We start from the raw sequence: 12,633 nt of genomic DNA on the forward strand, positions 1-12,633 counted from the left end.
CCCCTTCTCACTCCCCGTAAATACAAATAAAAAGAAGTGATATGAAAAGTCAGAATCCCTCAAAGAGGAATTTGCCGGGTGTTATCATCGCTTATTTCCTCATTTATGTAGTCTGGGGCTCCACCTATTTTTTTATAGGGGTGGCTTTGAAAGATTTTTCACCTTTTCTGCTCGGAGCACTGCGGTTTACGACTGCAGGGCTGATACTTCTTGGAATCTGTTATTTACGGGGAGAACAAATCTTTAAGAAAAGCCTGGTAAAGCGTTCTGCCGTTAGCGGTATTGTTCTGTTGTTTGTAGATATGGCTGTCGTTATGCTGGCACAGCGCTATCTGACAAGTAGCCTCGTTGCTATTATAGCTTCTTCTACGGCACTTTGGATTTTACTTTTGGATGTCCCCATGTGGCGTACTAATTTCCGCAATCCCCTTACGATAGCAGGCGGAGGGATTGGCTTCGGCGGAGTAGTAATGCTTTATGCGGAGCAGCTCAATGCAGAATGGTTGCATCCGCAAAGTGAGCGTGGTATCTTGCTCCTTGTTTTCGGATGTATATCCTGGGCTTTGGGAACACTGTATGCCAAGTACCGTTCTTCCCGTGAGGAAGAAGTGAATGCTTTTGCAGGTTCTGCGTGGCAAATGCTTTTTGCCAGTGTGATGTTCTGGATTTGTGCTGTTGTGAACGGAGATGTTCGGGAAGCCGATTTGAGTACAGTTTCGGTCACAAGCTGGTTCTCCTTGCTTTATTTGATTTCTTTTGGTTCTTTACTGGCATATTCGGCGTATGTCTGGCTCTTGAAAGTACGCCCGGCGGCAGAAGTGGGTACACATGCTTATGTCAATCCTTTTATAGCAGTCCTTTTAGGAGTATCTTTTGGAAATGAGCAAGTTACCTTCGTTCAGCTTTCCGGTTTGCTGGTGATTCTGCTGGGGGTGATGTTGATTAGCCGGAAACGTAACAAAATGAAATCAACGGCAATATCCCGTTAAGCGGAATTGATTCGGCGTCATCCCCACAATCCGTTTGAACATCCGGCTAAGGTGCTGCGGATACTGGAATCCGATTTCGTAAGCAATTTGGCTCATAGTCTTGTTCGAAGACATGAGTTGTTCTTTTGCCAGTTCAATCATTTTATCCTGGATATATTCGGAGACGGTTTTACCGGTTTGTTTGCGCACCATATCGCCAAAATAGTTAGCGGAAAGGAATACTTTATCAGCGAAGTACTTGACCGATGGCAACCCTTGGTTTTGCGGGGCATCTCCTTCGAAATATTCGTTGAGCAGATGTTCGAAGCGGACAATGATGTCTTTGTTTACTCCGTTTCGTGTGTCGAACTGGCGTTCGTAAAAGCGCATACAGTAGTCGAGCAGCAATCCTATGTTGGCGCAGATTAGTCGGCGGCTGTGTTTGTCGATGGAATGTTCCAGTTCGATGGTGATTTTTTGCAGGCAGTCCATCACTGTTTGCCGCTCTTCTTCGGAAATGTGGAGTGCTTCGTTGGTTTCGTAGGAGAAGAAGGAGTATTTCTTTATTTCTTGTCCGAGCGCAGTGCCACGTATAAGGTCGGGATGAAAAAGAATACCATGCGCGTTGGGTTGAATATTTGGCAGCATTTCCAGGTCGGTGATTTGTCCGGGAGCGAAACAGACAATGGTTCCGTCTTGATAGTCGTAATATTGGCGCCCATATTTAATATCACCACATTTTACATTTTTCAAGTATAGTGCATATACTTCGTAACGAAACCACGCACGTGTGGGCCACGTAGTGGATTTGGCCAGATCGATGATGCTGACTAACGGATGTCTGGTTTCAAGCCCGAAGATTTCGTTGTAACGGTCAACGCTGTCTATTACAATCATTTCTTTAGTATTCTCTTCCATATCACAATCTGTTTTTTTAATGCGTTACAAATATAATTCTTTTCTCTTTAAAATTTTTACTCTCCCATCAAAATCCATGATTGGGGTATAAATATCCGTAAATCGTCTACATCCGGGCTGGACCATTCCCCGTAACTTTGTAACCGGTAATTTAACATTGAAAAGAGATAGTAATATGAAAAAGATTCTATTAATTCCATTGATGATGCTGACGATGATGCCGATGGCGGCTTGCGACGGCTCAAACGCTGATCCGATTCTTCCGGAACAGCCGGGACAACCGGGAAATTCCGACGGTGGAGACGAGGACGATTCTACAAACCCGACAAACCCCATTCCGGGCGGTAACGGGCGATATCTGGTACTTTACTGTTCGCGCACCGGCAGCACGGAGCGTATGGCGCAACAGATTCAGCAAACACTCGATTGCGATATCCTGGAAGTGGAACCGCAAACACCTTATGAAAGCGATTATAATGGGATGCTCAACCGTGCACAGGAAGAACTGGCTGCTATCCGTCAGGGGAATTATCCGGCGATTAAAACTTCGGTTGAAGATTTCGGCAACTATGATATCGTGTTTGTCGGCTATCCGATTTGGTACGGTAGCATGGCCACACCGATGCAGACATTCCTGCATAATCATGCTTCGAAACTTGCAGGTAAGCGTATCGCTCTTTTTGCCAGCAGTGGCAGCAGCGGCATCTCTGCATCAGTTGACGAGGCGCGGACACTTTGCTCCGGTGCCACTTTCACCGAAACATTGCTTCTGACTTCTTCGACACTTTCGCAGATGGGAAACCGGATACGGACATGGCTCGAAACACTCGGTGCGAGTCGGGAAAACAATTATCCGTCTACTTCTACGAATGTGAAGATTACAGTCGGTAACCGTACCATTACTGCTACGATGGAAGACAATGCCGCGGCGCAGGACTTTCTTTCACGTCTGCCGCTTGAAGTGACGCTGAATGATTATAATAATATCACAGAGAAAATTTTCTATCCGTCGCCTGCACTGACTACGGCAGGAGTGCCCCGTGGCTGTGCACCTGTGCCCGGTGATATTACAATCTATGTGCCGTGGAATAATGTGGCGATCTTCTGTAAAAGCGGGTCGCAAAGCAATGACTTGATAAAGATTGGGCGCATTGACGGTAACGGAATAGATGCATTGAACGTTCCGGGCAATGTGGCAGTGAAATTCGAACGACAATAAATTAGCAAAATGAAGAAGTTACTGATTATTTTTCTATTGTTTGCAGCAACCGCTTCGGCAAACGTAATCAGACCGGTCGAACCATCCGCCGCCGAGAACAATATGGTGCGGTTGTCACGCATCATAATCGATCCGGAACGGCTGGAAGAGTACAATGCTTATCTGAAAGAGGAGATCGAAGTCTCGATGCGGTTGGAACCGGGCGTATTGGTACTGTATGCCGTAGCGGAGAAAGAACGCCCCAACCACGTGACTATTCTTGAAATCTATGCCGATGAAGCGGCCTATAAGAGTCATATTGCCACACCTCATTTTAAGAAGTACAAAGAAGGTACACTTGATATGGTGCAGATGCTCGAACTGATTGATGCTACGCCACTCATTCCCGGACTGAAGATGAAGTAAATGATAGGCAGTACTATAAATCTGTAATTTTGGTTTTTATATCCGTAATTTGTATTATAAAGAGTTGGATCAGAACAGCTAACTTTGCATTATCAGAGAGTTCTTAAATAATAAACCATGGACGTCACAGTATGAGAAAATTATTTTTTATTTTTGTAACAGTCATCGGATTTCTGCAAATTCCGATGCAATCTATAAATGCACAGAGTATGAAGAAAGAAGAAGTACCTCAGAACATCAGCGCATTTCCGTTGGGAAAGGAAAATACGGGATTCAAGCAATATTTTACAGGAGAATCCTGGCTGGCACCGCTGACCGGTAATAAAGACTTGAATGTACCCATGTCCAACGTTACTTTTGAACCCGGCTGCCGAAATAACTGGCACAGCCATACGGGCGGACAAATCCTCATTGCTGTCGGGGGTGTGGGGTATTATCAGGAACGTGGCAAAGCGGCACGCCGCCTGCTCCCCGGTGATGTGGTTGAAATAGCACCGGACATAGAACATTGGCACGGTGCCGCCCCCGATAGTTGGTTTTCGCATCTGGCTATCGGCTGCAATCCGCAGACCAACAAGAATATTTGGCTGGAACAGGTAGACGACCAGCAGTATGCCGAAGCTACGAAAGATAACGGAGGAACCGGATTAAGCGCCACCGACCCCGAACTGGATGCAATATTCGGCAATTTCACAAAGGAGGTGCAGCAATACGGCAACCTGGATACTAAAACCCGGCTCATGGTAACATTGGCATCCAATATTGCCTCACAGGCACAGACCGAATACCGGATGATGCTTGAAAGCGCTCTCAATGCAGGTATTACTCCGATAGAAATAAAGGAAATCCTTTACCAGGCAGTAGCCTATGCAGGCATGGCTAAAGTGATGGACTTTGTCGGCATCACTAATGAGGCGCTGCTTGCCCACGGTGTACGTCTTCCTTTAGAGGGACAAGCGGTCGTTTCTGCCGAAACCCGTTTCGACAAAGGACTGGCGTTGCAGAAATCCATTTTCGGCGAACGGATCGACCAAATGCATAAAAATGCTCCCGAAAACCAAAAGCATATCCAGCGTTATCTCTCCGCCAACTGCTTCGGAGACTACCAGACACGCGGTGGACTGGACGTGAAGACACGGGAACTACTGACGTTCTCCATCCTTGTTTCCTTGGGAGGCTGTGAATCACAGGTGAAAGGGCACATACAGGGAAATGTCAATGTAGGTAATAATAAAGATACTTTGCTGGCTGTCGTGACGCAGCTTTTGCCTTACATCGGCTATCCACGTACTCTCAACGCTATAGCCTGCCTGAATGAAGTGATTCCGGAAAAATAACAAAGACGTTCATATTCCCGGAAAGCAGGCGGTTAAAATCTGTTTGGGACTTGACAAATGCTTTTTTATGTTGTATATTTGTAGTTCGGGAAAGTATGAAACCAATGAATAATGAATGAAAAAATAGATAAAATATGAGTGTAAAACGAATGATAAATGGTATAATATTAGGACTAATATAACATATTTCTTTAGCTCGTTCTAGAGATCAGAAGGATAAATATAGAGCAAAGGTTGCAAACTTTATGGAGTTTGCAACCTTTTTTGTTGCATAATTTTAATTCATTTCCCATGATTTTTTATTTTTGAGTTTATAATAAACGAAGGGGACGTTTATAATAAACGGTCACAGAATTTATAATAAACGTGATCTATGTTTATGTAGTAACTTGTTCCCTTTTTTCGTATCTTCTTTCCTTGAAGAACAGAAATCCACGTACTTATGGTAATAATAGCTGATGTTATGCTTAAGTAATTTTTCTATGCATATCTCCCGTTTGTCGGGAACTTCGTAGAGCAGGATAATAAAACCGTTGTCGGATAACCGATTCACTGTAAGATTTGTTATCCTTACAAAGGACTCACTTATTAAAGAGAAGAAATTATGGATATCATTGACCGTTTGAAAGGCCTTCGCCGCAATCTTCCTATCGGAATACAGAGTTTTGAAAGACTTCGTCGTGACGGTTATTTATATGTTGATAAAACAGCATTTGTCTACGAACTAGCCTCCACGGGCAATCCGTATTTCCTGAGTCGCCCGCGTCGTTTTGGCAAAAGTTTGTTGCTTTCCACACTGGAAGCGTATTTTTGTGGAAAGAAAGAACTTTTTGAAGGACTAGCCATCGAGCAGTATGAAACTGAATGGAACGAGCATGCTGTACTGCATCTTAATTTCAATTTTAATGCTGAGGATTACTCTGATATTGAAGGACTGAAAAATGGACTTGAATTGTAACTATGTAGTTGGGAGGGCTGATGGATGCCGCATGGTGAAAATAGGCGCGGAGTTCAGCAAGGAAGAACGCAACGTGAGTCGCTGGCTGGTGGAGGAAGGATAAATATGATGTATGTTCCATTTTTAATAATTGCATTGGCCTCGATGAGTATAAATTCCATCAAATAGAGAAAAAAGTGCATAGAATAATGAAATAATATGCAGCTTTCGGACATATTTCTGCATCTAAATAATCATTATATGCATTATAACAAGCAATGGTAAGCGTCTTTCCTTTAAATGAAACCCTGCCTTGGTTTTAAACCAACGGACCGTTGGTCGGTGAGGGAGCGTTCATTTCTTTAAAAGAATGGAGTAAAACCTCTTTTTGAGTGCTACTTTGTGCTGGAAACCTCTTTTTTATGGATAAGTTTAAACTGTTAATATGAAATCCATTTTTCGTATCTACTGTTCTTCGTGAATGAAATTATGACCGGACTGCATCTTATTGCTGCATCATGACCCTTATTGTTTTTCTTTCGATAATTGCTGATGGAAATTGCAGCCGATTTTATTTTTGTACCTCTGCTTTCACTGCATATTCTGTGTTATTAGCTTGTATGATGTTCATTATCTCATCTATAGGTCTATTTTTAATATTCCTAAGAAACAAAATAGATGTTAATTCGCCTCTTGCTCCGTGAACTAATAATTCATATTGTATGTTGTTTAAAGTGAATAACGAAATAAATGATGAACTAAAAAGTTAGGCATGAGCAAATAAAACATTTCTAATGATTTAGCAAATGAAACATTACAATTTAAAACGTATGATTATGAAGAAATCTATTATTCTATTAGCTATGGTATTGGGCGCATTTACAGCAAAAGCCCAATCTGTTGTAGAAGGTACAAAGTTTGCAGATAATTGGTCTGTAGAAGTAAATGCAGGTGCAATCACTCCTCTCACTCACAGCGCTTTCTTTAAGAATGCACGTCCGGCTTTCGGAGTTGGTCTTTCCAAACAGTTGACTCCTGTCTTCGGTTTAGGATTTCAGGGTATGGGGTATATCAATACCACTCCAAGTAAAACAGCTTTTGATGCCTCAGATGTCAGCCTGTTGGGTAAAGTGAATCTGATGAACCTGTTTGCTGGTTACAACGGCACTCCTCGTTTGTTTGAAGTGGAGGCAGTAGCCGGTGCGGGATGGTTACATTATTATGTGAATGGTGATGGCGACCAGAACTCATGGTCAACCCGTTTCGGATTGAATCTGAACTTTAATCTAGGCGAAAGCAAGGCCTGGACATTGGGACTGAAACCTGCCATCGTATATGATATGCAAGGGGACTTTAATCAGGCAAAGAGCCGTTTCAATGCCAATAATGCAGCATTTGAACTGACTGCCGGACTGACTTATCACTTCAAGAGCAGTACAGGAAACCGTTACTTCACCGAAGTAAGAGTTTACAATCAGGGTGAAATCGACGATTTGAATGCTTCTATCAATGCTCTCCGCGGACAAGTGAACAATAAGGACGGCGAACTCAACAGCGCCAACCAAAAAATCAGCGGATTGCAGCAAGAACTGGAAGAATGCCGTACCAAGGTCGTTCCGGTGGAGACTGTAGTGAAAACTGCCCGTGTTCCTGAATCTATCATTACTTTCAGACAGGGTAAATCATCGGTTGATGCTTCACAGTTGCCGAATGTGGAACGCGTAGCTTCTTATCTGAAGAAATATGCTGATGCAAAAGTAGTCATCAAGGGGTATGCTTCTCCGGAAGGTAGTGCTGAAGTCAATGCAAGAATTGCCGCTGCACGTGCGGAAGCCGTAAAGACTATTCTGGTCAATAAATACAAGATCAATGCTTCTCGTATCACTGCCGAAGGTCAGGGCGTAGGTGACATGTTTACCGAACCGGATTGGAATCGTGTAAGTATATGTACGATTGAAGACTAAAAACAAGAGATGTAAATAGAATGGTGAGGGCTGCTCCGTAAAAGGGCAGCCCTTGCTGTATATATTCATTTATGCCCTTCTGTTTGTGAATAAGTAATAGTAATATCTGTCGTCCAGACAGGAGGTGATAGCAGAAAATCGGGCAAAGTCATTGTTTGTCTGTCTAAAGTGACTACTTTTGGCAAACCATACTATTAAGGTATGGCCGAAGATGATGAAAGAGCAGAATATACCCCAAGACAGTTTGATAGCCGGCTATCTTCCGGCAGATTATTGCGATTCTTTTTCAAGGAACGTAGTCAGTGAAAAAGCAATCACTTCCGACGAGTTCTTTGATATGGCTTTTAATCACTCTCCGGGCTGGGTGAATGGGTTGATGAAGTTAAGGAATGCGATAGTCAAACCGTTAGGTCTGGAAGTTGGTATGCGCTTTGCCGATACGATATGTGAGCAGAATGCACAGGAAGTTGTTTTCGGTATGCCCGATAAACACCTGACGTTTCATGCTTCATTATGGTGTGGAGAGAAGGAGCCCGGCGGGCAGACGTTTACAATCACGACCGTTGTAAAGTTCAATAACCGACTGGGCCGGTTGTACTTCTTCTTTATTCGTCCTTTTCATAAAGTCATCATCCGTTCTATGCTGAAAAGGGTAGCAAAACGATTGAAATAAAACAGCTTATGGATATAAATGATATCATAGACTCTATTTACAAGTTGCCGGATGCCTCAAAGGAGGCTTTACTGAGTGATGCTCCCGAAGTAGCCTATCCTAAAGGCTTCCATCTGTTCCGGGCAAATCATAAAAACTCTAAGTTCTATCTGATGAAGAAAGGGATGCTGCATGCCTATACCTATCAGTCGGATAAGAAGGTTACCTTCTGGTTCGGGAAAGAAGGGGATGCAATCTTCCCTCTGCAAACTCTTCATGATAATCGGGCAGGATATGAGAATATTGAACTTTTGGAAGACAGTGTCCTGTATGAACTCAGTGTCGATAAATTGCACAATCTCTATCTGGAAGATATACATATAGCCAACTGGGGACGGAAGTTTTCCGAGAGAGAATGCATCAAATCGGAAAAGTTGTTTATATCAAGGCAATTCAAAACTTCATTGGAGAGGTATCAGGAACTGATATCCGAATATCCCGATATACTTCAACGTGTGCCATTGGGTATTATAGCTTCCTATTTAGGCATCTCACAGGTCAATCTAAGCAGAATCCGTGCGAAGATAAGATGATTTTTTAAACTTTGTAAAATCCCTTTTTTACAAATGTAAAATGAAGGGCGCCGGAAATTCATGACCTTTGCAATCAAAAAAAAGAAGTGTTATGAATTGGATTCTTTTGATTTTGGCAGGATGCCTTGAATTGGTCTTTACTTTCTGTCTGGGAAAAATAAACAGAGTAGTAGGAGCAGAGAAATATATGTGGTCATTCGGACTGCTGATATCCCTGTGTGTCAGTATGCTCCTTCTGATAAGGGTTACCAAAGCATTGCCCGTTGGTACGGCTTATGCTATATGGACCGGTATCGGTGCCGCCGGTACGGTGCTGATCGGTATCTTTTTCTTTAAAGAGCCGGCAAGCTGGGGCAGAATTTTCTTCATCTTCACATTGATTTGCTCCATTGTAGGTCTGAAATTGGTATCACATTGATACCTTATGGTATCATAAAAAAATAATTATCGATTATAATTTGGTAGTTATGAAAACAAAGCCCATATTTGCACCCCAAAAATAGGGACAGGCATAGAAAATCCTCATCGGAGGGTGCTATAATAGATAATTATAGTGCTGGATAAGATGAATGGTGTGAATCATTCAGCTTGTCCGGCACTTTTTTATTTTGTAACAAGTAAGATAAGAGGAGTAAGTATTGAAAAACTATGAAGGAGTTAAATTTGACACAAGGGAGTGTTCCGAAAGTATTACTGCAATTTGCGGTTCCTTTTCTGATTGCCAATGTGCTTCAGGCACTTTATGGCGGGGCCGACCTTTTTGTGGTGGGACAATACGATGATTCTGCAAGTGTGGCGGCTGTAGCCATCGGCAGTCAGGTGATGCAGACAATCACGGGGATTATTCTTGGCATTACGACAGGAACAACCGTTTTGATTGCCATCGCTACCGGAGCAAAGGATGACAAGAAAGTAGCTTTCACCATCGGTTCGTCTGTATGGTTGTTTTCAATAATCGGGGTGCTGCTTACTTTGGTCATGGTGGTTTTTCATGGTCGGATAGCAGAGTTAATGCATACGCCGATAGAGGCGATGGCGGATACGAAAAGTTACATCCTTGTATGTTCGGCCGGGATATTGTTTATAGTAGGATATAACGTCGTATGCGGTATTTTGCGCGGGTTGGGAGACTCCAAGACGCCGCTTTATTTTGTAGCGCTGGCGTGTGTGATTAATATTGTACTCGATTTTATACTGGTAGGATATTTCCATTTGGGAGCCACAGGAGCGGCAGTTGCCACCATAACGGCGCAGGGAGTCAGCTTCATGATCTCTCTTTGGTTCTTATATCGGCACGGATTTCATTTTGAGTTTACCCGGAAAGATATCCGGCTGAACCGGAACCTGGCCAAGAAAGTCATGACATTGGGAGCGCCTATTGCGTTGCAGGATGCGCTGATCAATATCTCGTTTCTGATCATCACCGTTATAGTCAATCAGATGGGAGTGATCGCATCGGCTTCTTTGGGTGTCGTAGAGAAAATTATAGTGTTTGCCATGCTGCCTCCGATGGCAATCTCATCGGCAGTAGCGACGATGACGGCACAGAACTACGGAGCCGGACTTATACAACGGATGAACCGCTGTCTGGCTTCGGGGATAGGAATTGCATTTGTTTTCGGTGTATCGGTTTGTGTGTATTCACAATTCCTGCCGGAAACGCTTACCGCGTTCTTTACCAAAGATGCGGCGGTGGTATCAATGGCGGCGGAGTATCTGCGGGGATATAGTATCGACTGTATCGTTGTAAGTTTTGTGTTCTGTATAAACTCTTACTTCAGCGGACAGGGAAATTCATTGTTCCCGATGATTCACAGTCTGATAGCGACTTTCCTGTTCCGGATTCCGTTGTCGTACTGGTTTAGTCAGATAGACAGTTCTTCCTTGTTTATCATGGGCTTTGCACCACCTCTTTCAACAGTGGTTTCATTGTTGATCTGTATCTGGTATTTAAGATATACCCGGAAGAAAGTTTATTTGAAAGGCACCATGATGCCTGCTATGTCGAATTAGGTGTTTTAAGTGGATATATTAACTAAAATCAATTTGTATGGAAGCTTATTTGAAGAAACTCTGTTTTGAGTATCAGGTTGAAGAAAAGGAAGTGAAAGAGCTGTTGGCTCGCATGGAAAGAGTGTATCTGGATAAAGGAGAAACGATTGCTTCTGCTACAATGCCCGAGCAGAGCTTGTACATTATCGTTTCCGGTATCCTGCATACATTTACTACCCAGCAGGGAGAGGACAAAACCGTCAGATTCCTGTCCGAAGGTGACGCTATATTGTGCTACAATACAAGTAAGCATTCTGTCAAAACACTGACAAGGTGTGTGGCCTATTACATCAGCGAAGATGAGATCGAGGAATTGTGTGCAACGTCCATCACGTTTTCCAATCTGATTCGTCAGATGATGGAATATCAGTTTTACCTTAAAGAGGAAATGAGTGTGAATGCACGTAAACTGACGATCAGGGAAAGATACCTTTCTTTATTATCAGAAATTCCCGATATTCTGTACAGAGTCCCTTTGAAGTACATTACTTATTATTTAGGGGCCGATGTGACAAGTCTGGGATATCTGGCCGGAAGCTGTAAATAAGAAATGTCTCATTCTCTATATTTGAAGATATTCCTTGTTGAATAGTCTATTCTTACCCCGGTGCTTCTCAAAACCGGAAAGTCTTTGGATCATTTGATAAGGAATATTATTTTTGTAATTGAAATGAAAAATCTGATTCCCCGATATACTTTCTATAAGAATAAGTATGGAAGTGAACTTTTGATAGATGTCGTCGAACTGAAATACGTAAAGAAGTTCCTCTCTCAGAGTTCTGTCCACACGCTGACTTACTATGATATCACGTTTGTCACAGAAGGGGAGGGCAAGTTTTCGATAGATAATCAGACTAACGAGGCGGCTTCCCGTGATGTGTTTTTCTCTAAACCGGGAGAGATTCGGAACTGGGATACCCGCCACATAGTCAATGGTTATGCTTTGATCTTTGAAGATGAGTTTTTATCTTCTCTTTTTAAGGATTCTCTCTTTGTGCAGCATCTTTCATTCTTCCAGTCGGGAAAGACATCATCCAAATTACAGTTGCCGGATGAACTTTATATGCGTATCCTTCAGATATTGCACAATATTAAAACGGAGATTGATTCGTACAGACAGAATGATGTGTATGTATTAAGGGCATTACTTTATGAAGTCCTGATGTTGTTGGACCGGGAATATAAGAAAGTGAATATGGAAGAAGAAACTACATCCAAAGAGGTTGGTAATATCCATATTGACAAATTTATGAAGTTGGTTGAGAGCCATCTGAAAGAGCAGCATTCTGTTCAATATTATGCGGATAAACTTTGTATTACCCCGAATTATCTGAATGAGATTGTAACCTCTACAAAAGGGATTAGTGCGAAGCAATATATCCGGAATAAAGTAATGGATGAGGCTAAGAGACTGCTTACTTATACAGATTTCCCTATATCGGATATTGCGTTTGAACTTCATTTCTCAACTGTCTCTTATTTTATCCGTAGCTTCCGGCAATATACTGGAACAACGCCATTACTTTATCGAAGAACGCATAAACCGTAAAAAGTGATATTTCTCCCTTTCTTTCTGTTGCACTGATTG

At 42.6% G+C, this 12,633-nt stretch carries 12 protein-coding genes and 1 pseudogene; 12 read left to right on the forward strand and 1 reads right to left on the reverse strand.

Annotated features, from left to right (window positions below):
* Nucleotides 1-41 precede the first annotated feature (41 nt).
* Nucleotides 42-989: an EamA family transporter gene (locus KTR07_RS09240; protein WP_008764892.1), complete on the forward strand. Its 948-nt coding sequence runs from the start codon at nucleotides 42-44 to the stop codon at nucleotides 987-989.
* Here KTR07_RS09240 and KTR07_RS09245 read toward each other — a convergent pair.
* Nucleotides 969-1,886 (reverse strand): AraC family transcriptional regulator, encoded by a 918-nt coding sequence (locus tag KTR07_RS09245; RefSeq protein ID WP_008764893.1) that lies wholly within the window; start codon nucleotides 1,884-1,886, stop codon nucleotides 969-971. The genes KTR07_RS09240 and KTR07_RS09245 overlap by 21 nt on opposite strands.
* A gap of 175 nt (nucleotides 1,887-2,061) precedes the next feature.
* Here KTR07_RS09245 and KTR07_RS09250 point away from each other — a divergent pair, with 175 nt between their 5' ends.
* The 11 genes and pseudogenes from KTR07_RS09250 to KTR07_RS09300 all read left to right on the forward strand — a co-directional run bounded on the left by KTR07_RS09250 (nucleotide 2,062) and on the right by KTR07_RS09300 (nucleotide 12,594).
* Nucleotides 2,062-3,105: a cyclophilin-like fold protein gene (locus tag KTR07_RS09250; protein WP_011107751.1), complete on the forward strand. Its 1,044-nt coding sequence runs from the start codon at nucleotides 2,062-2,064 to the stop codon at nucleotides 3,103-3,105.
* 9 nt (nucleotides 3,106-3,114) lie between these two features.
* Nucleotides 3,115-3,510, forward strand: a complete 396-nt coding sequence (locus tag KTR07_RS09255; RefSeq protein WP_008764895.1) for a putative quinol monooxygenase — start codon at nucleotides 3,115-3,117, stop codon at nucleotides 3,508-3,510.
* A 131-nt stretch (nucleotides 3,511-3,641) separates the two neighbouring features.
* Complete coding sequence (locus KTR07_RS09260; protein ID WP_011107750.1) at nucleotides 3,642-4,847, forward strand: carboxymuconolactone decarboxylase family protein; 1,206 nt, start codon at nucleotides 3,642-3,644, stop codon at nucleotides 4,845-4,847.
* Nucleotides 4,848-5,451: 604 nt separating this feature from the next.
* Nucleotides 5,452-5,799 (forward strand): annotated as a pseudogene (locus tag KTR07_RS09265) (AAA family ATPase); the annotation flags it as partial.
* An 815-nt stretch (nucleotides 5,800-6,614) separates the two neighbouring features.
* The gene (locus KTR07_RS09270) at nucleotides 6,615-7,748 is read left to right on the forward strand and encodes an OmpA family protein (RefSeq protein WP_172461650.1); all 1,134 of its coding nucleotides are present in this window, start codon (nucleotides 6,615-6,617) and stop codon (nucleotides 7,746-7,748) included.
* Between the two features lie 211 nt (nucleotides 7,749-7,959).
* The gene (locus KTR07_RS09275) at nucleotides 7,960-8,421 is read left to right on the forward strand and encodes a DUF2867 domain-containing protein (protein WP_008764899.1); all 462 of its coding nucleotides are present in this window, start codon (nucleotides 7,960-7,962) and stop codon (nucleotides 8,419-8,421) included.
* An 8-nt stretch (nucleotides 8,422-8,429) separates the two neighbouring features.
* Nucleotides 8,430-8,993: a Crp/Fnr family transcriptional regulator gene (locus KTR07_RS09280; RefSeq protein ID WP_008764900.1), complete on the forward strand. Its 564-nt coding sequence runs from the start codon at nucleotides 8,430-8,432 to the stop codon at nucleotides 8,991-8,993.
* Nucleotides 8,994-9,084: 91 nt separating this feature from the next.
* Nucleotides 9,085-9,411, forward strand: coding sequence for a multidrug efflux SMR transporter (locus KTR07_RS09285; RefSeq protein WP_008764901.1), 327 nt, complete (start codon nucleotides 9,085-9,087; stop codon nucleotides 9,409-9,411).
* A gap of 230 nt (nucleotides 9,412-9,641) precedes the next feature.
* Nucleotides 9,642-11,006, forward strand: coding sequence for an MATE family efflux transporter (locus KTR07_RS09290; protein ID WP_062694849.1), 1,365 nt, complete (start codon nucleotides 9,642-9,644; stop codon nucleotides 11,004-11,006).
* Between the two features lie 37 nt (nucleotides 11,007-11,043).
* Nucleotides 11,044-11,592: a Crp/Fnr family transcriptional regulator gene (locus KTR07_RS09295; protein WP_008764903.1), complete on the forward strand. Its 549-nt coding sequence runs from the start codon at nucleotides 11,044-11,046 to the stop codon at nucleotides 11,590-11,592.
* A 123-nt stretch (nucleotides 11,593-11,715) separates the two neighbouring features.
* A complete protein-coding gene (locus KTR07_RS09300; RefSeq protein ID WP_008764904.1) occupies nucleotides 11,716-12,594 on the forward strand; it encodes an AraC family transcriptional regulator in 879 nt (292 codons plus the stop codon).
* Nucleotides 12,595-12,633 lie beyond the last annotated feature (39 nt).

Source organism: Bacteroides sp. MSK.20.82 (assembly GCF_019052485.1).
Lineage (GTDB): Bacteria > Bacteroidota > Bacteroidia > Bacteroidales > Bacteroidaceae > Bacteroides > Bacteroides thetaiotaomicron.